The 23124-nt window shown below is 46.1% G+C and carries 14 protein-coding genes; 9 read left to right on the top strand and 5 right to left on the bottom strand.

Features of this window, described 5'->3' with window-relative positions:
- Positions 1-19: 19 nt before the first annotated feature.
- Positions 20-472: a CopD family protein gene (locus BM283_RS00835; RefSeq protein WP_090687882.1), complete on the top strand. Its 453-nt coding sequence runs from the start codon at positions 20-22 to the stop codon at positions 470-472.
- An 85-nt stretch (positions 473-557) separates the two neighbouring features.
- Positions 558-1043, top strand: coding sequence for an FKBP-type peptidyl-prolyl cis-trans isomerase (locus BM283_RS00830; RefSeq protein WP_074906014.1), 486 nt, complete (start codon positions 558-560; stop codon positions 1041-1043).
- A gap of 272 nt (positions 1044-1315) precedes the next feature.
- Here the strand turns inward: BM283_RS00830 and mutS are convergent, their stop codons facing one another.
- The gene (gene mutS / locus BM283_RS00825) at positions 1316-3904 is read right to left on the bottom strand and encodes a DNA mismatch repair protein MutS (protein WP_254776061.1); all 2589 of its coding nucleotides are present in this window, start codon (positions 3902-3904) and stop codon (positions 1316-1318) included.
- Between the two features lie 518 nt (positions 3905-4422).
- Positions 4423-5598: a type III PLP-dependent enzyme gene (locus BM283_RS00820; protein WP_090687880.1), complete on the bottom strand. Its 1176-nt coding sequence runs from the start codon at positions 5596-5598 to the stop codon at positions 4423-4425.
- Positions 5599-6476: 878 nt separating this feature from the next.
- Here BM283_RS00820 and BM283_RS00815 point away from each other — a divergent pair.
- The 4 genes from BM283_RS00815 to BM283_RS00800 all read left to right on the top strand — a co-directional run bounded on the left by BM283_RS00815 (position 6477) and on the right by BM283_RS00800 (position 11706).
- A complete protein-coding gene (locus BM283_RS00815; RefSeq protein WP_090687877.1) occupies positions 6477-7364 on the top strand; it encodes a recombination-associated protein RdgC in 888 nt (295 codons plus the stop codon).
- Positions 7365-7824: 460 nt separating this feature from the next.
- Positions 7825-8640 (top strand): endonuclease/exonuclease/phosphatase family protein, encoded by an 816-nt coding sequence (locus BM283_RS00810; RefSeq protein ID WP_090687875.1) that lies wholly within the window; start codon positions 7825-7827, stop codon positions 8638-8640.
- Between the two features lie 262 nt (positions 8641-8902).
- On the top strand, positions 8903-9544 hold the full coding sequence (locus BM283_RS00805) for a hypothetical protein (RefSeq protein ID WP_090687873.1): 642 nt from the start codon (positions 8903-8905) through the stop codon (positions 9542-9544).
- 47 nt (positions 9545-9591) lie between these two features.
- Positions 9592-11706 carry an alpha/beta hydrolase gene (locus BM283_RS00800; RefSeq protein ID WP_090687871.1) on the top strand — a complete coding sequence of 705 codons (2115 nt, stop codon included), beginning with the start codon at positions 9592-9594 and terminating at the stop codon, positions 11704-11706.
- A 627-nt stretch (positions 11707-12333) separates the two neighbouring features.
- On the opposite strand, the gene BM283_RS00795 is transcribed toward BM283_RS00800, so the two are convergent.
- Together BM283_RS00795 and BM283_RS00790 are read right to left on the bottom strand one after the other, a co-directional pair.
- Complete coding sequence (locus BM283_RS00795; protein WP_139225156.1) at positions 12334-13014, bottom strand: hypothetical protein; 681 nt, start codon at positions 13012-13014, stop codon at positions 12334-12336.
- Positions 13015-13307: 293 nt separating this feature from the next.
- Positions 13308-13775 (bottom strand): FecR domain-containing protein, encoded by a 468-nt coding sequence (locus BM283_RS00790; RefSeq protein ID WP_254776059.1) that lies wholly within the window; start codon positions 13773-13775, stop codon positions 13308-13310.
- A gap of 1919 nt (positions 13776-15694) precedes the next feature.
- Here BM283_RS00790 and BM283_RS18540 point away from each other — a divergent pair.
- From BM283_RS18540 to BM283_RS00770, 3 genes are all read left to right on the top strand, one after another.
- A complete protein-coding gene (locus BM283_RS18540) occupies positions 15695-17176 on the top strand; it encodes a hypothetical protein (RefSeq protein ID WP_175491985.1) in 1482 nt (493 codons plus the stop codon).
- 621 nt (positions 17177-17797) lie between these two features.
- Positions 17798-18820, top strand: a complete 1023-nt coding sequence (locus tag BM283_RS00775; RefSeq protein WP_090687858.1) for an NADPH-dependent aldehyde reductase Ahr — start codon at positions 17798-17800, stop codon at positions 18818-18820.
- Positions 18821-19072: 252 nt separating this feature from the next.
- Positions 19073-20722 carry an alpha-keto acid decarboxylase family protein gene (locus BM283_RS00770; protein WP_090687854.1) on the top strand — a complete coding sequence of 550 codons (1650 nt, stop codon included), beginning with the start codon at positions 19073-19075 and terminating at the stop codon, positions 20720-20722.
- A 267-nt stretch (positions 20723-20989) separates the two neighbouring features.
- Here BM283_RS00770 and BM283_RS00765 read toward each other — a convergent pair whose 3' ends face one another.
- Positions 20990-22909 (bottom strand): hypothetical protein, encoded by a 1920-nt coding sequence (locus BM283_RS00765; protein WP_254776072.1) that lies wholly within the window; start codon positions 22907-22909, stop codon positions 20990-20992.
- Between the last annotated feature and the right edge of the window lie 215 nt (positions 22910-23124).

Genomic DNA, 23124 nt, shown 5'->3' with positions numbered 1-23124 from the left:
CTTTTCTAGCAGGACGCACATGAAAATTCTATTATTTTTGCATTTATTGGGTGTGGTCATTTGGGTAGGTGGGATGTTTTTTGCTTATATGGTGTTACGTCCAACAGCTGCTCAGTTGCTTGACTCTCCTCTTCGATTAAAGCTGTGGCATGGTGTTTTTAGCCGGTTTTTTCCATGGGTATTTTTATCAGTAGGGCTCATCCTGGCAAGCGGCCTTTATATGATCATGCAAATGGGAGGCTTTATGGCCGTACGTCTGTACATCCACCTCATGTTTGCGCTAGGTCTAGTGATGATGCTTATTTTTATTTATGTGTTTTTCTCGACATTCAAGAATCTTAACTATCATATTACCAGAGAAGAATGGTCATCTGCAGGGATGGTACTAGGACAAATTCGCTTGTTAATCGGAATTAATCTTATACTGGGAATGGTCACCATTACCGTTGCAGTTTTAGGTGGATCAACTTAGCTTGACCGATCGTGAGGATGTACTAAAAACCTTTTTGTGTTTTTGTACTCCATTATTAAAGAGAATCAATATAGGTGAAAAAAAGATGCGTATAGAAAAGGATACCGTGGTATCGCTGCAATACTATAAATTGTCTAATTTAGACGGTGAGGTTATGGAAGAATCCACAACACCAGTCAGTTATCTGCATGGTGGTTATGGAGGAATGTTCCCGAGTGTAGAGGAGGCGCTACAAGGAAAGGAAGCAGGATATCAACTTTCCTTAGCAATGGAGCCGGAAGAAACTTTTGGGGAATATGACAGTGAATTGATTCGCATAGAACCGCGCAGTGCTTTCCCAGATACTGTTGAGGTAGGGATGCAGTTCGAAGGCGGAGAAGAGAATTCCGATGATGTGATGATTTATACGGTTACCGATGTCACCGATGATATTGTTGTCGTTGATGGCAATCATCCGCTCGCTGGCATGGCTTTGCAATTTGAATGTACCGTAATGGAAGTGCGCGCTGCTACCCATGATGAGCTTTCACATGGTCATGTACATGGGCCGCATGGTCATCATGAACACTAATAAACCCTAAAGGTTGTTGAAAAACTATCTTATAGTGGCTGCGGTGTTAAGAACAGGCTCAAAATTACTGATTTATCAGGTATGAATTTTTTTGCCTGTGTATTCCTACCATCTATCGCTATAAATACGTTTTTCAACAGACTGCTAATGCCATTTCCACATCAAACATGATACGCAGGTGAGCCGCAGACAGTATAATAATACGGTAAGGTGAAGCCGACAAAATCAGGTTTGATTTAGAAATGAAATAAAGACTTCTCAGATCAAAACGCTCAATCTTTATTCAGCATTGATTTCAATGTATAGAGATGTTCCAGTGCTTCCTTTGGACTTAATTCATCTGGTAGAAGTTTACTCAAATGGCTAAAAATGGGATGAAATGTTTCAGAAAATTGTATAGTGGTATCGGTTGGTTCTGAAAATAAATCAAGTTGTGGGTTGTTACTGATATTTTCCTGTTCTAGCTTAGTCAAGATTTTTTGAGCTGCCTTGATTACTGGAGCAGGTACACCTGCCAGCGCTGCCACATGCAGACCGTAGCTCTGACTGGCAGGTCCTTCATTAACCGTATGCAGAAAGACAATGTGTTGTTTATGTTCAACAGCTCCCAGATGAACATTGGCCGCTTGTTCAAATTCTTCGACTAATCTGGTCAGTTCGAAATAATGCGTTGCAAACAATGTATAACTCTGGTTCTTAGTCAGTAGATAACGGGCAATGGCAAAAGCCAGTGCCAAACCATCAAAGGTAGAAGTTCCCCGCCCAATTTCATCGACCAGCACCAAGCTCTGACTGGTAGCATTACGGAGGATATTGGCCATTTCGGTCATTTCAACCATAAAGGTGGATCTTCCACCGGCCAGATCATCTGATGCGCCAATGCGAGTAAAGATTTGATCAATCGGCCCAATACGTGCATGTGTCGCAGGTACAAAACTGCCGCAGTGAGCAAGTAACGCTATCAAGGCCGTTTGTCGCATATAAGTGGATTTTCCTCCCATATTGGGGCCTGTGATGATAAGCATTTGTCGCCTGCCAGTTCCACCTACTCCAAGATGCGTATCATTGCTAATATAATGATTGACCTGACTTTCTACCACAGGGTGGCGACCAGCTTGAATTTCTATGACCGCTTCCTCCGTAAAGACTGGGGCAGTATAGTTGAGTAATTGAGCTCGCTCTGCGAAGGTACTCAGCACATCTATTTCTGCCACGCTCTGCGCTATGTTCTGTAAATGGCTGGAATAGGCACTGAGTTTCGCCAGCAAGGTCTCATATAAACATTTTTCTCTGGCAAGTGCTTGATCTCTGGCTGTCAGCGCTTTGTTTTCAAAAGCCTGTAGCTCAGGCGTGACATACCGTTCGGCATTTTTCAAAGTTTGTCTTCTACGGTAATCCGATGGAATTTTGTTACTATGTACATGGGTGATCTCGATATAAAAACCATGTACCCGGTTATATTCCACTTTGAGATTAGGAATGCCTGTGCGTGTTTTTTCGCGGGCTTCCAGTTGCAGCAGAAATTCGCCACAGTTATTTTGTAAGGCTCGTAATTCATCCAGTTCAGCATCGTAGCCATCAGCGATGACTCCTCCTTCGCGTAACAGCGTACTCGGCTCGGAAAGTAATGCTTGCTGCAATAGCTCTACCAGAGAATTCTCCGGTATCATGGCATGTGCTAACAAGGTGATGTGCTCACTGGCAATATTGGTTGTCATGGCTACAATTTCAGGCAAAGCGATCAGGCTATCCCGCAGGCCGGAAAGATCACGCGGCCGAGCTGATTTGAGTGCAATGCGCGCAGCGATGCGTTCGATATCGGAAATACGCTTGAGATGTGCCATGATGCTAATATATGGCACCGTTATCCCAGAAGTTTCCATCAGGGCAGAGACGCTGCCAAGCCGATACTGCAGGATCCGGTAATCTCGTAGTGGATGATGCAACCAATGTCGTAACAGTCTGCTACCCATAGTCGTTGAGCATGTATCCAGTAACGACATCAAGGTAGGTGAAGCTTCTCCGCGTAAAGTTTCAGAAATTTCCAAATTACGGCGGGTAGCGGCATCCATACGGATGTAGGTTCCTTCACGTTCAACCTGGATTGTTTTGATATGTGTAACATCGGTTCCCTGGGTGAGGCGGACATATTCGAGCAGCGCTCCAGCAGCTTGCAGCGCAGCATGCAAATCATCACAGCCAAAGCCAGCAAGATCATGGGTGCCAAATAGCTTAGTCAGGCTGCGAGTAGCACTGTTGTAGTCGAATTGCCAAGCAGGCAGTTGTTTGGCATTCTTTGATTCATCAAGTGTTAGCGACGCATCCAACGATTCAGGTAAAAGAATTTCGGCAGGCTGCAACCGCTCTAGCTCACTCATTAGATTATTTGGAGAAGTTTCCAGCATTCGCAGCTGGCCAGCAGCTAGATTGAGCCATGCCAAACCCAACGTTGATTTATGGGAAGCTAACGCGAGCACGATACAGTCACGTTTGTCTTCGAGCAAAGCGGCATCGGTCAGTGTGCCGGGTGTGATAATACGTGTTACCTTACGTTCTACTGGTCCCTTGGTTGTAGTTGGGTCACCGACTTGCTCGCAAATAGCAACCGATTCACCTAGTTTGACGAGTTTGGCCAGGTATTGGTCAGCGGCATGATAGGGTACCCCGGCCATCTTGATGGGCTCACCTGCGGATGTGCCACGCTGTGTCAGTGTGATATCGAGCAACTTAACTGCTTTCTCAGCATCTTCAAAAAATAGCTCATAAAAATCTCCCATGCGGTAAAAGAGTAGCTTGTCAGTATGTTGCGCTTTGATGCGCAAGTACTGCTGCATCATGGGAGTGTGATCTTTTAGTGCCATAAAGTTGACGGAATATTAATCTGGCAATATATTTTAGCAGATGAGGCTATTGCACGAGTTAAGCCAATGCGATAGAGGATTTGCTTTGCTAAGCATACGAAGATGTACGCTAATGCGTATCCATGTCTCAATCAAAATGGACTTTGCAGCTTTACCTTGCTTATTATGGATGTTGTCTGCGGCCGGCCTTCGCGTCATGTTTGATTTAGGCATGAAATTAAAGGCGCCTCTGAAAATTAAACGCTCTTAACAAGACAAGGCGAGAACAAAAAATGTTGAAGTAGCCTATAACTGATAGGTAAGGAAACGTTTTTTGTAAACAACGAAGTATTGTAACGAAATATGAATTTTTAGAGGTGTCCTTAATACTGTATTAGATTGATTTAACCAGCTGATAGCGTGACTGGTTGCTGGCTAAACTTATCAAAGGGAAATAGAAATTCAACAAGCCTAGCCAGGATGAAGCATATTTCTTACTGCATTGTGGTAATTATTATTGAATAATACATAAAGTCAAACTACAAAACGATGACATCAGGTAACGGGAAGCCATTGAAATTGCTGGCGTAGGCTGTGGTATAGGCGCCGGCGTTAGGAATAAAGATGAAATCACCTTCTTGGATATCTTCTGGCAATAGCTCGTCATGCATCAACACATCAACAGAATCACAGGTTGGGCCGGCAATGGACCATGGCGTATTACTACCTGTGCGGTTAGTCAAAATCTCATAACGTAGCCCTTCACTAACTTCGATAATACCGCCAAATATACCTGCATCCCAATACATCCAGCGCTTGCCATTGCGTGTGGCCGTGCCCACAACTCTGCAAACAAAGCATGCAGAGTCCGATACGAGATACCGACCTGGCTCTGCCATGATGCGAATTTCTTCCGGAAGATCAGCGATTGCAGCATTGATGACATCTGCGATCACCTCGATAGAAGGAATTGGTTTAACATGACGTACAGGATAACCACCACCGATATTGAGTAAGCGAGGCCTTAACCCTGCCTGCCTCATGTCAGCGAAAACATTTTTCGCGCGTTCAATACCGACTCGCCAGTTTTGCGGATTACGGCATTGCGAACCCACATGAAAGGTAACACCTGCGAGATCAGCATTCAATGAGACCGCTTCGTTAATAATTGCTTTGATATCGGCAAGGTGCGTGCCAAATTTTCCTGCCAGCGGCCAGTCACTGCCGATGTTGGGTGTATCGATGCGCAAATATAACTTTGCATCTGGCTTGACACTGACGATTTTACGCAGCTCTTCAACACTGTCCAGAACATACCATTCCACACCTTTAGATGCAGCGTATTGCAGGTATTGACGTGATTTCATCGGGTTACTGTAGTAGATTTCCGCTGCAGGAACACCCAGACCAATTAACAGATCCAGTTCGGCAATGGACGCAATTTCAAATCCAGAACCTTCTTCTATTAAGGTTTTTAATACACGTGAATCCGGATTAGCTTTGGCTGCATAATGCGGATGAACACGTGGCATGGCAGCTTTAAAGCGGCGAATTTTATTACGGATAATATTGCTGTCGACCAACAAGAAAGGTCTGTTGTAACCTTTTTTGAGTGCGTCTTCAACGTGGGAAAGATCTAAACTAATCTCAGGATGGGTGTCAAAGATAACTTCATTTTCAGTTCTCTTTTGCACAGTGGCGGTACGTATTTTCATCATTAACTCCTATCAAAAGCCGCTACGTTTCTGGGATATGAATATGAACCAAATCAACCTTAGCAAAAGAATTCGCTTTACTTTTCATGATGACCTCCTTATTACTTCTTGGCGCTAATAAAATGACTAAAAGGGTAGGAATTATAGGCTGGATTTCTGTGGAATCAAGCATTTTTTTAATGTAGAAAAAAATAGTTTATTCTAAAAATAGATACATGAAATCATGAGGCTGTGGCATAAGTTATTTTTGCCTTTTAGGTCTTCAAATAGACTAAATTGTGTTTGAGACAATAAAAACAATTTATTGTTCAAGACAAATCACCTTAAGTGGTAAGGTGCATCAAATTTTGCTGTACTCAGCAGGTCGGCATCCAGCAGCTAAGAGAAGAGAAAGAGGAGATATAGGGTGGGATAGAGCATTTGCAGATAAGGGATTTAAGGAAATATAGGCGAGACGAGAGCGCTGGGCAACGAGGAAATATGCTAAGTTGCTGACATCTCTTTAAATTTTTCTGAAGATTATAACTCCATTTCCAAATCAAAAATGACGGGTAGGGGAACTGTAGACAGTATCAATAATAGAGCAAGGTAAAACCGACAAAGTTAGTTTTGATTTAGAAAAGGAATAACTTGGCATACCATTAGTTGAACCAAAATCAGCAATCGCCTGTACAATTCTCCGCACATTTAGCGTACCCCAAAAGAACGATGCCTATAATTAACTCTTTTGTACGAGTATTTTCAGGAATTCACTTCTACCGGGTGAAGCGCAAAGAACCGCGCAGCAATCAACGACACAATTCAAGAAAAATCGGCGAGAAACGAGCGAGCACTTAAAATCGTGATTCGTCTACAAACAGATTTATAGAGGTATCTTTATGTGGTTTAAGAATTTACAAATTTATCGTATCACTGACTGGAAGCTTATGCCTGAAGAGCTGGAAGAGTTATTAGCCAGACGCACTCTGCAAGCCTGCTTAAGCATGGAAATGCAAAGCCTGGGCTGGATTCCACCAGGCATGGAAGAAAACCGCCTTGTGTATGCGCGAGGCCAGCAAATACTGATTGCGCTCGGATCTGAAAAAAAATTGTTGCCTGCTTCCGTCGTGAATCAGCGTGCCAAGGAACGTGCTGTGGAAATGGAAGCGCAGCAGGGCTATCCAGTTGGCCGTAAACAGATGAAAGAAATCAAAGAAGCAGCCTTATACGAGCTACTACCGCGCGCGTTTGTCGTGCGGCAAAAAAGCCATGCCTGGATCGATCCGGTAGACGGTTGGATCATTATTGATAGCTCGAATATTGCCAAGGCCGATACCTTTGCTGAAACTCTCCTGAAAACGATTCCCACGCTTCTACTCAAGCGCATCAAGACTAATTTAACTCCTGCTTCAGCCATGACCCGCTGGCTATCAGGCGATGAGTTACCTCATGCGTTTACCATCGATAGCGACAGCGTTTTCCGTAGCAGAGAAGATAAAAAAGTCTCGGTCAGCTATCAGCGTCATCCACTCGATTCAGATGAAATTACCAGACATGTCCGAGCAGGCAAAGAAGTTACCAAACAGGCAATGGTATGGGAAAACAACCTTTCCTTTGTGCTGGATGAAAACCTGCAAATCAAGCGGCTCACCCTGCTCGATATTGAAAAAGAACCCGCTGAATCAGCAGAAGAACAATTCGATAGCAATTTCTTCCTTATGACCGAACAATTGAAGCAGTTATTACCTGATTTAATCGATGCATTAGGCGGGGAGGTGGTTGAGTGACAAGCTGGTTGAAAATTTAAGTGGTAACTTTAATGCTAACCCATTATCCCATAAAGTCCGATTAATTCGGAACAATATCATTATTGTGTTGCTACTTATTTTCAAGTATGGCTGTTATATCCGACATTCCCCCATTCGCAATTATCTGAATTTTCTTGAGATATTTTTTCATACCCATTTTTTTCAGAAAAGTTAATGAAGAATTATCAGTGAGTTATGAAAAGGGTGCGGAATGTCGGTTATATAGAAACTATGTAATTATTTAACTCTAGACTAACAGCTCGTTTCTGCTAGTCTAGAGCCTTACTTATTAGGTAGGCTGAAGACTGCTTTTACTCTCTGATTCCATTTCTAAATCAAAAATGAGGCGAAGGCAAGCCGCAGACAGTATCAATAATACGGCAAGTTGAAGCCGACAATATCAGTCTTGATTTAGAAATGGAGTGAGGTATTCATCATAATGAAAATTAGGTTTGCATCTTGGAACGTGAACAATCGTATCCTGTGTTCTAACCACTTTGATTTTTTGTATGAAGTTAACCCAGATATTTTGGCCCTCCAAGAAGTAAATCCTAAATTTTCTGAGCATCTCACAAAGACCAATCTTTTTTCTTACTCAACCTGTTCTCTCCACTTAAGACCACCTGGTAGCAGTGAAGGTAGAGCTCGGCAGTTGGGCTGTGCTCTTTTTAGCAAAGCTCCTTTTAAGATATCGACTCCTTTCTTACTCAATAGCTTACCATTCCCAGAACGGGCGCTGATTGCACGTATTAGTACGACCAAGGGAGCAATTACTGCTTGCAGTTTTCATACCCCACCTGGAGCAAGCTGGAAAGAATTGAAACCAAAATCTCACAAGCTGTTTGCAGAGTGGCTTGTTTCTCAGCCAACTCGCTTGATATTGGGTATTGATGCCAATGCCCCTAAAACTGATCACCCTGATATTAAGCAAAATGATTGGTGGTGGAAAGAGGAGCCTCTATTATTGGGAGACAGGCCTATCCATTCTCTCAAAGATGCTTTTCGGCTATATTTGGAAGCTAATCCCGTTAAACTGCAAAGGATTAGAATGGAGCGTCCGAAAGGGCCGCTTGCCATTTCATATATTCGAGGGAATAAATGGCGAAGAACTATGAGCCGCTATGATTTTATTTATGTAACGCCTGATATCAGTATTAGCTCGGTCGAGTATCTGTATGAAGCATCAGTAAAAGCTGGTAGCGATCACGCTTTGGTGATAGCAGAAATAGAAGTGACTGATGATCAAAAAATGTAGACTCAAGGTCGCAATACCGGCGAGAAGAGCTCCGGCAATCTGCAAGGGACTGTAGATACTATGAAAGTAAGTTGCGGATTCAACTATGAAGTGCAACGCTTGCCCACATCAATACCTGAGCGGGCGTCAAAAATCTGAGACGTTTACTTGATCAGCTGTTTAAATGTTAACGAGCTCAGCTTTTTTATGTATAATCCATTGGTAAGTAATTAATCTGTAAGTTAGAAATAGCAGTGTTGCCGACTATTACAGGAGCACGTGTATGAAACTTCTTGCAGTTGCTTTCGCTACTTATCTTTTTGGGACACCCATTCTTGGTCTCTCTCAGACTATCCGTTATGATGCAGAGCGCGCATTGCCAGTAACGCCTGCATCGATCAAGAACATCCTTGCTGTACGTCCTTTTACACTTGAAACACCTTACGCATACACCTGGAGCAAGGAGCGCATCATGGTGTCGACCGGTGTTCTCATTGTTCTTGAGGTCGACCCGGCTTACGTCGTTCCGCGCAACAAGCTGGAACCGGTGCTCTACGCGGGCAATGTTCCGGTACAGCGACTGAACCACGGCAATGTCTCCGGTCGCGTCATAGGCATTGTGCCGGGCAGCACCGATCTCACCAATGCACTTATCTGGTTCGGTTCGCCGGATCTGCCGGAGCGCATCACGGCAAATACAGTCGAATCCGAACGCGTACGTGCCGAAAAGGCTGGTATACGTGCATTTCCAGAAGCAAGGATTGCCAGTGTTTCGCATCCGCCGGTCGTCGCGAAGGATCTTGCGGCACTGCTGCGCGATACCGCCGCCGAACTCATCCTTGAGTACTCCCCGCAGGAAAAGGAACTTGCGGAATCTTGGCGCCTACCCACAGCGAAGGCACCGCCGAAGAACAAGTCTAATTAACATCAGCTGTCTTTCGGATATGAGCATTCGACATGGGAGGTATAATTATGAACACGCACCTTTTGGGGCTTAAGGTCAAGTTCGTTGCCTTCAGCCTGCTGTTACCGCTGTCCGGGGCGGCGGCGATCACGGAAACGGAACTCGCCGGCAATTCTCTTACGCAATACCCGTTTTTCGCATATGTGCGCGCGTTTAACGTCGACGCACCGGTGAACGTGGCGATCGATCCGACGCGCTTCCCCGCCATCGTCGGCGCTACCTGCGACGTCTATGTTGTTAACCACCAGAGCGCGTCCGACTGGACTACCAATCCTGCGCTTGTCGACGTGACACCCGGCGGAATGCAGACGCACACGTTCAGTGCAGGAACGATTCAGGCGAATACCATTGAAGTAGCCGCGGCCTCCACATTGAATGCCAACGCCGGAGAGGGCCTCGGCGTACCCTACGACATCGTGCTTGACTGCGACCAAAACGGATCTTTAAGCGATGGCGACTATATCGACGGCCTAAGCGGCGAAGCCGGGTTCTACATGGTATCTGATACCACAATGGCAGGGCCGTACGCCGTCACCGAACTGGTCTACAACCTTGACTCCACCGTCGCCGTGGACTTCGGCATTCCGGGCAACAAACTCGGCGAAGACCTCTACTTTCCCACTAACATTGCCGCAATGGGGAGACTGCCTCTCGTCATCATCAGCCGTGGTAACGGCCATAATTTCCGCTGGTACGACCATATCGGAAATCATCTTGCCTCTTATGGTTACGTGGTGATGAGCCATGACAACAACACCCAGCCTGGGCCAGAGTTCGCCGCAACCACGACACTCGGCCACACCGACGCATTTATCGATCAGGTGGAAGCAGGCGCGATCGCTGACGGTGTGCTCGCTGGTCATGTTGACGCGCGGCGCATCGTATGGATCGGCCACAGTCGCGGTGCTGAAGGGGTGGCGATCGCCTACCACCGCCTTTTCGACGGTACGGCCACGCCGACTCACTACGGCCGTAGTGACATCCGGCTGATCAGCAGTATGCTACCGACGGACTTCAGCGGTACTGATACCGCCAATCCGCACGACGCCAACTATCACTTGTGGACGGCCTCTGGCGATACAGACGTGAATGGCTCGGCAGGGGATGAGTGCAGCGATGACAATGTCAATTTCCTTGAACGGTGCCAGACCTTTCACTTAGTTGACCGAGCCACAGGCTACAAGCAGTCGACGGTCGTGCAGGGAACTGGGCACGCCTGGTTTCATAATGGCGGCGACGCTTCCTCATCTTCTTGGTTCACCGGTCCTTGCCCGATTGGTCAAACCAATACTCATCTCATCCTGCTGGGCTATCTCCTACCGCTCGTTAAACACTACGTTGAGGGAAACATTCCCGCCCTCGATTTCTTGGCGCGTCAGTACGAGTCTTTCCATCCAATCGGTGTGCCGACAGACGACCCGTGCATCGTCGTCACTCACGAATACCACAATGGCGCGGCGGATGGCAATTTCATCATCGATGATTACCAAACGCAGCCCGCAACCAATGTGAGCAGTTCTGGTGGAGCGGTGGCATTCGACGTCGAGAATTTAACCGAAGGTCGTCTTGACGACAGCAACTTGGATTTCGGCTGGGATGCGTCAGATCCTTTCAACGGAGCCACACAAGCCGGCGCCACCGATAGTCTCACCACGCGTTCCGACAATAGCCGCGGCGTCGTGTTCGACTGGACGGACGCAGACCATTTCTACGAATGGCAAGTGCCCGCGGGTAGTAATGATTTCACGCGCTTCAAATTTCTGTCGTTCCGCGGCGCGCAGGGCACCCAGCACCCGAACACTGTGGCCGAGCTCGGCGACCTCACCTTTACAGTCACGCTACGCGACGGTGCAGGTGTAGTGAGCCACATCAACATCGGTGCCTATGGTGGCGGGCTCGAGGAGCCTTATCAGCGTGACGGGGGGTGGCACAACGAAATGGAAACCGTCCGCCTGCGCACGACGGATTTCGCCAACAACGGTACTGGCATCAATCTCATTAACATTGTCGCGGTACGGTTTAATCTCGGCCCGTCATTCGGGTCGAGCAAAGGCCGCATTGTCATCGACGATCTGATGCTCACCAATGATCTGCCGCCGAATTCGCTTGCAGCCGTTGAGTAAGCTGGCGCGCAGACGCGGCTCTGGCTCGCTGGCAGCTCGGTAGTAGGCAGTCGTTTGCTTGTGCACTTTTTCGGCAGTGGAGGACTTGATCTGTCGCCCAGAAATCTGAAGCTTTCTGTCGCTGGTGTAGCGTTCACTGTGGCATAGATTCGACGCCGGCAACATAGAGCTACGTGGCGAGACTTGAGTATTATCTCACCAGGACCGAAGCTTAACGGTTGCTAAGAGCTTCCGGTATGAACCGCTGTCATTTAGTGCCAGTTGTTGAGAGAGTATCTGCCTCATGCTTTAGTGCATGAAGGAGTGTAAATTTTATAGTAATGGAGTGAATATTGCTTCAGGTGCCGGTGGTTTCATCTAATTCCATTTCGAAATCAAAACTGACTTTGTTGGCTTCACCTTGCCATATTATTTATCCTGTCTGCGGCTCACCTTCACGTCATGTTTGATGTGGAATGGAATTACAAAACGGGTAGGTACGGCCAGCGAGAAATCGGAGTGTTTTATCAATTGCACCCAATGACGATTAGGGTAATTGTTCGCAAGAACAAGAATTCTTGATTCTGTACTTGGTCCCTACTGTGCTGAGTAATGATGCTGCTACTATTGTGCATACCAGAACTCAGATCATCGTGATGGCAATGGATCAGATTTGAATGTGGCACATGCACCTTGTACGTATTCATAGCCAGGCATGGCAAACGGATATGTATTCCTCTGGAAATCCCATGCCCATAACGGAAAGCTTGACATGATTCCACCATTGGCACCGGTACAACTGCCAAAGCCCACAAACGGTGTATTCTTTACCCGACACTGACAGCTCAACGGTTTATCTGAATTGGATGAATTCGGGTTTTCAGTGCATGGAGCGGCATCACAGATAGCCCAATATAAATCCCCGGTATAGTCTGGTGTGTATTGATCACACGCTATTGGCTTGTATTCCAAAAGACTGCACCATCCACGATAAGAGTAAGTGGATACCCAATTATACTTGACATTATCCACTTCATACTTTCCATCTTTGATAGCCTTACATACAGGAGCTTGGTCTACATCACAAGGATATTCCTTGGTGCACTTAGTCAGCGTCATGCGTTTGGCCACAAGGTCCTGGATCTCACTCGTTGCAACAATATGGGGCTCATTAACTCTCAAACAGTCGCAGTCAGCCTTATCGCCATTCATTCTGCAGTCGGGGGATGCACTACAAAGGGCGTGCCACCCAGTACACACGACAAATTCCTGAGATACATCAATAAAATTAGAGGGGTCATTATCTGGTTTTTCAGTAACTTCTGCCAAACATATAGACCCATAATTTATTGCTATCCATGCTATACACGTGATCGCTAAGAATTGTAATCTCATCTTTTTATCTTTTTTCTTTCTGGTTGATTTATCTGATATCACGATGTAACTACAGAAAGGGTCACAGAATGGATCAATTCCAGATACAAGCACTGTTTTTCGTGTATTTTTGCAAATTAGCTCTTAATTCATATTGTAATTTTTAATCTTACGAATAGTGGTAATATATAATTTAAGCAGCAAAATTAAGCTTCTTATTCACATTGTCACATTGTTACTGCACGTGCTTACTGTAGTGAGCGCCAGGGTGCAATGTTTCGATCAGCCATTAGCCGATGTTGGCTGATGCCATCATCATTAAAGTCGGCTTGTTCAAATGCATTGATTTGATATATTCCAGATGCGAGATGGATTTTGATATGCCCATCTGCAACCGCGACATGTTTATTGCCATTTTTGCTCATATGGATGCTGCAGCGGGCGCCAGAGCCCTTGATGAGGGCATTGCCGACTTTTGCTTCAAGCTGATTGGGAGCATTTTTATCGATGTCAAAATAAACATTTCCCTTGAATAACTCAATTTGCAGAGGGTGCTCTAGTTTCACGGCTATAGAACTGCTCATATCCAACGCCATATCTATACCGGGCGCTATCGCAGTGGCCAATTGTTCTTCCTGTTTTGTCTCATAAAACCGGATGCTAGGCGGCTTACCAAAATACCATGTCATCAGACCGAGCATTATGCAACCACTCATAATTGCACAATGCACCAAAAAACGCCGCCAATTGAAAACAAATTTAAAGGGTTCTGGCTTAGGTTTTAGCATTCTATTAATCGTAATATAAAATATAAGTAAAAATTATATACTGATAGCAAATTTTTTAAAGCACGGAATTTAAAGTAAATTCTCGATAAATAAACAGGGTTGTCGATTTTCGGTAATTTGATTATTGACCTCCACTTTAAACATTTACCCTCCATCCTTCGTTGTCGGAACAGCGGCACAAACTGAGAATGAAACGAGTAAAACTGATATAACTTGCTGCTGGCACGGCAGTTATATCCGCCTGTGCAAATCTCTCCCTCTATCTGGTGATTTTTGCTCATTTTCCCCATTTTTATTAACCGCTAACATTTCAGAAGATTACCGAAATATATTGGGCAAGAAAATACGTGTAAGTACGTAATAAAAGATGAGCAAAGAAGATAGGATCAGATACTACTTTGAATTGCAAGTGTTGAATGATTAGCAAGCTCCCGCAGTCAGGTTCAATAACTGAACCGGTGTTCATGCTGCCGGAGATATCTTCCTCCATAATGTCGATACAGTGAATTTTACTGCCACAGATTGTTCACATCTTACCGGCGCTTTAGGTTGTGAAACAAGAGGGGCAATTTCTGGCGGCATGTGTATGGGTAGAGTATTTCCTTTGTATTCAGTTGTGTTCCGGTTGGCAATAGCACTCGCGCTTGTGGCCAGCGTAATAAGTTTTGCGCTATAAATAATGCAATATCGCATCGTGCTTCTTGGCCGATAGTCGCATCTTTGAAGCAGCGGCAATACCAGTCATGCCTGCTTGAAACAGCCACCGAACAACAACTGGATGGGCTTATGTATGATGGATACTGTCTGCGGCTCGCCCTCTCATCACATTTGATTTAGAAATCGAATGAGAAGCTGAAAAGTCGTTTTTACTGAAGGAAAAGGCGTAATACTCTGCGCCTGCGGCGGGGAGAGACAATTGATTATCATCGTAATTGAAGCGATCAGTTAATGATCAAGCTTTTAGGCTTAATAGTTTCTTATTTCGATGGATAATTATTCTTCCTGTTTATGAGCTAAACACTTTTATCTGTCAAGCTTTTAGCGTTATTTCCTTATTATTTCAAATGCATATCAATGATAATTGTATGCAATTGCATTATTGCCAGCCTCTCTGATATTCCCTAGCATGATTACCTAAATAAGTTGAAGTAGCTTAATTTATGGCTGCTTGGCATTAAATATCAAATTGTTTTATTAAACAGTATTGATAGACCTAAGTATTAACAGGTTGGAATGCAACAAATTTATTTATTCTTGGTGTTCATGTTGTTAAGCGATTTACTACGCTTGCGCAATTGCCTGAAATGAACTTATTGCCAAGGATGGGTTTCATTCTAGCGGTACAGCAAAGGCTAGTCAGCGGTTGGGGGTAGCATTTTGTGAGTAACCAAAGGATCAAAGAAAAGCAGAATGTTTGTTAGTTCTAAACTGGCGTTATCAGTAGACGAATGGATGAAATTGAGGAGTGCGAAATGACGATATTAAATCTGAAGTGGAAGTTTGAAATACATAACAAGACAACTGCTTGCATATCATAAAAATAATCAAGATGAATATTATTCAATCTTGAGAATCCTTCGAAATTTAAAAATCAAAGTGACTAAATTACTTCTGCATTACTAGGGGTAATTTAAATTAATTCATGAGGTAATTTCTTTTAAACAATAGCTCAGTAAAAACAGGTTGTGATGTTACTTCATGAGTTCTTTGATCGTAGCAACCGCAGCTAGTAGCAACCGCTATTGATATACATTAAAGGAAGAGTGAGATGAGCTTGGTAGATAGCTTTTCCTAACATGGTGCCAAAGGTTGTTCAACTAGTATTTATATAAAATAAGGAGAATACAATGGGTACAACAACTGGAAATGATGCTCGTTCAGCTTGGTTTGCGCAACAACAAGGTACTGGTACACAAGCTGCTGGTACTGAAGCAGCTGCAGCAGCTGCTGCAGCTGCTGCAGCTCATGGTGGTGGTAAAGGAGCCGCTGCAGCTAATGCTGATGGAACCAATGGAACCAATGCCGAAGCCAATGGAACCAATGGAACCAATGCCGGAGCCAATGGAACTAATGGAACCAATGCCGAAGCTAATGGGACAAACGGAACCAACGGAACCAACGGAACCAACGGAACCAACGGAACCAATGGAACCAATGCCGAAGCCAATGGAACCAATGCCGAAGCCAATGGAACCAATGGAACCAATGGAACCAATGCCGAAGCTAATGGAGCCAATACCGAAGCCAATGGAACCAATACTGAAGGAAATGCTGCAGCAGCTGGCGGTACAGCACCAGTAGACTTGCTTAGTATGATCCATGGTGGTTATGGGGGTGGAACCAAAGGTGGTGAAGGCCACGGTGGTCATCAGCATGGCGCTAATGGAAACGATGGCGGCATGAGCCCTGATGATGGTGGAGGCAAAGATGGTCATCAACATGGTGGTAAAGGAAACGATGGCGGCATGAGCCCTGATGATGGTGGAGGCAAAGATGGTCATCAACATGGTGGTAAAGGAAACGATGGCGGCATGAGCCCTAATGATGGTGGAGGCAAAGATGGTCATCAACATGGTGGTAAAGGAAATGATGGCGGCATGAGCCCTGATGATTGTGGAGGCCAAGATGGTCATCAACATGGTGGTAAAGGAAACGATGGCGGCATGAGCCCTAATGATAGTGGAGGCAAAGATGGTCATCAACATGGTGGTAAAGGAAACGATGGCGGCATGAGCCCTAATGATAGTGGAGGCAAAGATGGTCATCAACATGGTGGTAAAGGAAACGATGGCGGCATGAGCCCTAATGATAGTGGAGGCAAAGATGGTCATCAACATGGTGGTAAAGGAAACGATGGCGGCATGAGCCCTAATGATGGTGGAGGCAAAGATGGTCATCAACATGGTGGTAAAGGAAACGATGGCGGCATGAGCCCTGATAATGGTGGAGGCAAAGATGGTCATCACCAGGGTGGTAATGGAAACGATGGCGGCATGAGCCCTAATGATGGTGGAGGACACGGCAAACATCATCATAAAAATGTTGACGCACGTCCAGATCACCCTTGCCAAGGTGAAGAGGGAGCAGATAATTTTGTTTTCCATGATCTGGGAAACTGGAAAATTGACAACTTCAATGGGCAGGAAGGTGATACGCTGGATCTCAGTGGGTATGGTTTAACTCGTGATGAGGTAGCTAGTCATGTCACAAATGTCACAATTAATGCTGATAACATAATCATTAACTTTGGTGACGATATATCGGTTCAAGTGGTAGGCCAAGCGCCCACTTGGGATAACGTAATTTGCGCTGACCAGCCAGTAGCTTAATAGGGCATTAAAAGAGAGAGGGAAGTCCCATTCCCTCTTCTTATCAACACTGGAAAATCTGGGGCAGGAGTAAATCAGGATAAGGTTACTTTGGCCCCAAATCTTATGTACCAATTTTCTTCATAACGAGATAGTCAGATCACCTGATTATTTTCTTCTAAATGCCTGCCGCTGATAACTAAAATTGTATGCATCTGCATTATTGTCAGTTTATTTGCTATGCCATAGTTTAGTTATGTATCCAGAGGTCCGCCTCAATCTACTTGTTCCTTCTGTATGTTTAGAGAAACGAGCAGAGTTCAATTCAAATATTAATTTATTTCTCCTCAATGATTTAAAGAAATAGGTGGATTTACTCGGACTTACTCAGGAGTGAGCCATCCTGCCTTGGAGGCGCCGTGATGAATTTTATACATAAATTCAGGTTTCTTTATAGCTGCTGGATAAACAGAACTGAGTGGATGGCTTCAATAACGACTTTTCTGTAACGGCGGAGTTTGTCGAACTGCTAATAAATTACATTCACCTTCGACGCACTTAGCCCAAATCGCACTTTTATAAATAGGATGCTGGAACGATCTCCCGGGTTGAACATTCATCAATAGTTCGGAGGAAAGCCTTGTGACTAAAATTCATGGCTGGGCCACACACGGTCCCAAGCAGAAACTTGAGCAGTTTACTTATGATGCAGGGCCTCTTGGATCGGAAGAGGTGGAAGTTGCCGTCGAATATTGCGGTATTTGCTATTCCGATATTGCAATGATCAATGATGAGTGGGGCTGGTCGCAGTATCCGTTTATTCCAGGGCATGAGGTAGTTGGACGAATCGTAGCTTTGGGCGATTACAGTAAGGGCAAGGGCTTGCGAACTGGTCAACGGGTCGGCGTTGGCTGGAACGCCGGCAGTTGCATGCATTGTCACGAATGCATGACTGGTAACAATAACCTCTGTCCTAGAGTCGAACCGACAATAGTCGGACGCCACGGTGGATTTGCGGACCGTATTCGTGCGCATTGGGCCTGGACTGTTCCGTTGCCAGATAGACTCGACATATCGTCTGCAGGGCCGCTGTTATGTGGCGGTGTCACCGTATTTTCGCCATTGGTAACCTGTGGCATCCAATCAACTGACCACATCGGTGTACTCGGTGTCGGTGGTCTGGGTCATATGGCCCTCAAATTTGCCAGAGCTTGGGGCTGCGAAGTGACGGCATTTACTTCTCATCAATCCAAAGCTGATGAGGCGCAAGGTTTCGGCGCTCACCATGTGGTGCTGAGCCACGATAGAGACGCCTTGGAGAAAATCTCCAGCTCGCTTGATTTGCTGATTATGACCGCTAACGTGCCACAGGATTGGCAAACGCTGTTAAAAACATTGAAGCCCAGAGGTCGCTTGCATATCCTGGGCGTGGTGACTGAGCCGATACCGATTATAGCCATCGATCTGATTTTAGGGCATAAGTGTATTTCAGGATCACCGGTAGGCAGTCCCACCATGATGGCTACGATGATGGAATTTGTCGCACGGACCGGTATTGCACCGCAAGTGGAGCATTTTCCGATGAGCCAGGTCAACCAAGCGCTGGAATACCTCCGCTCAGGCAAAGCGCGTTACCGTGTCGTGCTGGATGCGGATTTTGCCTGACTAAAAGAATAATTTGGAATAATTTGGAATAATTCCATTTTCCAATCAAACATGACGCGAAGGTGAGCTGCAGACAGCATCCATCATACGGCAAAGTGAAGCTTGACAAAGTCCGTTTTGATTTAGCAATGAAATAAGGAGTTGAGTATTGCGCCTCTGCAACGAAGGTATGTGGATTGGATAGGGGATTATCCTTCAAGCAGGATATGAAGCATAACGGTTACCAATCGTAAAAAAATAGGAGGAGACGGTATGGCAATAACAGTTATTGAATATGTGCTTGGGCGTCTTCAAGATCTTGGGATAACGGATATTTTCGGGATACCCGGAGATTTTTCTTTTCCAATTAACGACGCAATCTGCAATGACAAAAACATGCGCTGGATTGGTTGTTGCAACGAACTGAATGCGGCTTATGCTGCAGATGGCTACGCACGCATCAGGGGATTCGGAGCTCTCTGCACAACCTATGGTGTAGGCGAGCTGAGCGCTCTCTGCGGCATCGCCGGTTCCTACGCCGAGAACTTGCCGGTGTTTCACCTGGTCGGTATTCCGGGACAGGCAATGATGGAGTCGAGAGGAAAAGTGCACCACACTCTGGGTAATGGGGAATTCGACTTATTCTACAAGATGTCAGAACCCGTCGCCTGTGCCCGTGCCATTATGACGCCTGAAAACTGCGCAAGCGAGACTGAGCGACTGATTGCTGCTGCTTGTTATAATCGTCAGCCAGTATACATGGCGTTTCCACTTGACTATGCGACCATGCAGGTATTAGGCAGGGCTGAACCTATTCCAACCCCTCTGAGCGATCCTACATCATTATCAGCTGCGGTCGACGCAATGCTCGTCATGTTATCCAGAGCCAATACCGCTGTCATTATGCCCGGAAATATCACCTCACGTCTTGGGCTAAAGGACCAAGTCATGGCGCTTATCAATTCGTCAGGGTTGCCTTGTGCCACCATCGCCTCGGATAAGACCGATGTTGACGAAACACATCCGAATTTTATCGGCATATGGTCTGGACGATTGGGCATTCCCGATGCGACCCAGGCTTTTGTCGAAGGTGCGGACTGTGTATTAGGTCTTGGCGCTTATATGACAGATTTCTTCTTTGGAAAAATTGACCGCGCTAAAACCATCAACATTGAGCTGCACGCAGTCAGGGTAGGGCATGCTGTTTTTCGTAATATCCAGCTTGCTGACGCCCTCGCAGAACTGACCCGGCGTCTACCCAAACGCACAGACGTCAAAGGACCCAAGCCTGTAGGTCTGGGTGAGCCGGAAGGTAAGGGGAATGATCCGATAACAGCTCATGCGTTATATCCACGCTGGGAGCGATTCCTGAAACCAAACGACATCCTGATTCAGGAAACAGGCTCCAGCGCTTTTCCGATGTTTTACGCCCGCATGCCCAAGGGGTCTGTGTTTCATAATCAATTACTGTGGGCTGCGATTGGCTGGGCAACGCCTGCTGCCTTTGGTGCTGCAATCGCTGACCCAAAACGGCGGCTGGTACTTATCACTGGTGAGGGTGCTCATCAAATGACTGTTCAGGAAGTTGGACAGTTTGGACGGTACGGGCTGAAACCGATCATCTTTGTATTGAATAACCACGGCTATCTTATTGAGCGGGTGCTCTGCAAGCACCCCGATATGGAATACAATGACATTACACAATGGCATTACCACCAGCTTCCGGATGCTCTGGGCTGCAACGACTGGTTCACCACGCGAGTGACGACCTGTGGAGAGCTCGATGCAGCCCTCGCATGGGCTGAAAGTTCAGAAACAGGTGCTTATATTGAAGTTGTCACTAAGAAGTATGATACTCATCCAACGATGAAGCATATTCATGAGGTTGTCGCAGGTAACGTACGGATCAATTGGGATAGATAAAATTTAATGATTTGCGGGCGTATAACGGATACCTGGTTAATCCAGTTCTGCCTGCCTTAATTCCCGTTTGAAGATGTTCCCTATTCACTCATAAGCACTGATCTTAATCAGGTAAGAATGTCGTTGCATGAGGTGATTTTTCTTGCTTAAAATACCTTTATTTCTAAACCAAACCTGATGTTATCCGCTTTTCCTTGCCATATGATTGCTACTGTCTGCGGCTCGCCTTCGCGTCATGTTTGATTGAGAAATGGAATAAGAGGGTTTTTATGGTGCCGGCCTGCGGGCTTCGCGGAACCAGCTGCGATATTGCTCCATTTTTGCGTGCTGTGCCGCGGGTGCCTGGCGGTGACAGGTGGAATACTCTTCTGTTCCTGGCTGTGCGCCCCAACGTATTTCAGGGCAATCGTTGGGGTTATAAGCCATTTCATAGGCTGACTTCCGTGCTAGCACCTCAGCTATGGAAAGCTCCCATGGGCTACCGTCAGTACGTGTATAGCGTATGCTGCGTTCATGGATGCGCCTTGCGTGGTATTGCTCGATTCCGGTCTTGGCTTCTTCGGGACTCTGGTTTTTCAGTACGAACAATTCTGGGTAGCGTACGATCTTCTCAGGTAGGCCGTTTAACACATTGATGGCAATGATCAGGCGCATATCGCGGGACGGGGTGGAGTAATCTTCCCATGGGCCGATGGTCTGGAAGATCGCCGTGCCGCTAGGCATGAGAATGGTGCTGCCGGAGTGCTTGCGAAAATAGGCTTCACCATTCTCTACCGAAGTCACGCGCGTTTCGATTTGTTCTATCAACGCATCCAGTGTGGCTTCGTAAATTTGCTTGGGTTCAAGGCCTGCAGGGCTGATGAGCTTGGTTACCTTGGCATAGAAATTGTCTGCAGAGAGTTGATCTTGCTCCAAGGAGAAAGGGGCAAAATCAGGGTTCTCGATCAATTCGTCATTCGAGAGTAGCCGTAACCCGCCTGAGGACGTTGGCAGCAAAGGACGAAAAGCTTTAAAGCCTGGTCCGGCGCTTTCATTATTTGTGAACAGCATCGTACCCTCCCAGACCCGTTTGCGCGCGACCGAGTTATCTGGTTGAGCATCGACGGCCAGTAAAAGGCCGGGGCGTCCTTCTATTTGCGGAATCCATTCAACCAGCACCAGCACATGACCGTAGGGATCAGCATAGACTGTGCCCGGCCAGAGTGTCTCCCGGCTGACAGGGATGGGATACAGATCCGTCGACTCGCTCTCCAATCCTGTCCGTAATGAACCTGAATGAACGGTATTGACTAACTGCCTGCTGATTTTTATGAAACCGGTCTGTGAGCTGATGCCGTGGGTAAATTCGGTTATGATGGTAGCCGTACCACATTGTGGTGGCGCCTTGGCTGAGCCACGCCCGCAAGCGCGGAAGGAGATGGGCAAACCAACCTTCCAGGCAAAATAAGCTCGCAAAATGTAGGGGAGATCGGCACAATCAGGGGTAAGTGGCAAGTGATGATCCTCATTGAGGCCAAGATAATTGTGCAGGAAGTTGCGCTCGTTGTTGCGCAACACAGGTTCCAAAGAATGGAAATGAAGGTTTTCCTCCGGTGGCGCGCCAAACAACGCTTCGATCCAGGCAGAGTAAAAAGCTTCTGTGGCAAGATTCCAAGTTTTGGCTCTTTGCTCTTTTTTCTGAGCTCCTGACTTGCCAATAATAATTGGATGGCAAGCGATTAGCTTTCCATTCCGGCTCGCCTCTACTCGATAATGGCCTTCGTTGACGCTTGCCAATTCAGCGACAAGGCTCCAAGGTGGCCCCCCTCGACGGTGTGAGCGCAGCGGCATGCGCTGACCTTGATTGTCGATCAGCATGAGTTCCGACACGAGCCCATCCGTGGATACCGCCATGATCTTGATCTGCTCATCGGCTTCAGGATGGAGAGGAGAGATCCAGATATGCGTCTCGTCAGTTTGTTGACATGAATTATCCCCGGCTTGCACCACAGAAATGCCGCCGAATGCGAGTAAGCATACGCAGAAAAAGCGAACAAGCGTGATGGAAAATTCCAAAACATAGCCTTGATGACCCTCTACCGCACAGCGCCAATTAACTAATCGGTATAAACGAATACTGCTTAACTTCAGAGTGATGAAAAGGGAGTTTTGTCGTTTTCCCAAAATGGATTTTGAAAGGCTTAACATTTTCACACATCTACTCCGAGGTTGATCAGGTCCGTAAATAAGGTGAATTACTAGTGTTTTTCTTTTTTATCATTTTTAAATCAAAACTAACTTTGTCGGCTTCACTTTGCCGTATTATTGATACTGTCAGCGCTCACCTCTGCGTCATGTTTGATTTGGAAATGGAATTACGTTGTGTAATAAAAGAATAAGCTCTTATTAACCATTATTTCCGG

The organism is Nitrosomonas sp. Nm34 (genome assembly GCF_900113925.1).
Lineage (GTDB): Bacteria > Pseudomonadota > Gammaproteobacteria > Burkholderiales > Nitrosomonadaceae > Nitrosomonas.
Note: the sequence above shows the minus strand (reverse complement) of the source record. Positions and strands in the feature narration are given on the sequence as shown.

Excerpts from the sequence above, each read along its gene's own strand:
- BM283_RS00835 (WP_090687882.1), top strand. The coding sequence starts at position 20 with ATGAAAATTCTATTATTTTTGCATTTATTGGGTGTGGTCATTTGGGTA.
- BM283_RS00830 (WP_074906014.1), top strand. The coding sequence starts at position 558 with ATGCGTATAGAAAAGGATACCGTGGTATCGCTGCAATACTATAAATTG.
- mutS (WP_254776061.1), bottom strand. The coding sequence starts at position 3,904 with ATGGCACTAAAAGATCACACTCCCATGATGCAGCAGTACTTGCGCATC.
- BM283_RS00820 (WP_090687880.1), bottom strand. The coding sequence starts at position 5,598 with ATGAAAATACGTACCGCCACTGTGCAAAAGAGAACTGAAAATGAAGTT.
- BM283_RS00815 (WP_090687877.1), top strand. The coding sequence starts at position 6,477 with ATGTGGTTTAAGAATTTACAAATTTATCGTATCACTGACTGGAAGCTT.
- BM283_RS00810 (WP_090687875.1), top strand. The coding sequence starts at position 7,825 with ATGAAAATTAGGTTTGCATCTTGGAACGTGAACAATCGTATCCTGTGT.
- BM283_RS00805 (WP_090687873.1), top strand. The coding sequence starts at position 8,903 with ATGAAACTTCTTGCAGTTGCTTTCGCTACTTATCTTTTTGGGACACCC.
- BM283_RS00800 (WP_090687871.1), top strand. The coding sequence starts at position 9,592 with ATGAACACGCACCTTTTGGGGCTTAAGGTCAAGTTCGTTGCCTTCAGC.
- BM283_RS00790 (WP_254776059.1), bottom strand. The coding sequence starts at position 13,775 with ATGAGTGGTTGCATAATGCTCGGTCTGATGACATGGTATTTTGGTAAG.
- BM283_RS18540 (WP_175491985.1), top strand. The coding sequence starts at position 15,695 with ATGGGTACAACAACTGGAAATGATGCTCGTTCAGCTTGGTTTGCGCAA.
- BM283_RS00770 (WP_090687854.1), top strand. The coding sequence starts at position 19,073 with ATGGCAATAACAGTTATTGAATATGTGCTTGGGCGTCTTCAAGATCTT.
- BM283_RS00765 (WP_254776072.1), bottom strand. The coding sequence starts at position 22,909 with ATGTTAAGCCTTTCAAAATCCATTTTGGGAAAACGACAAAACTCCCTT.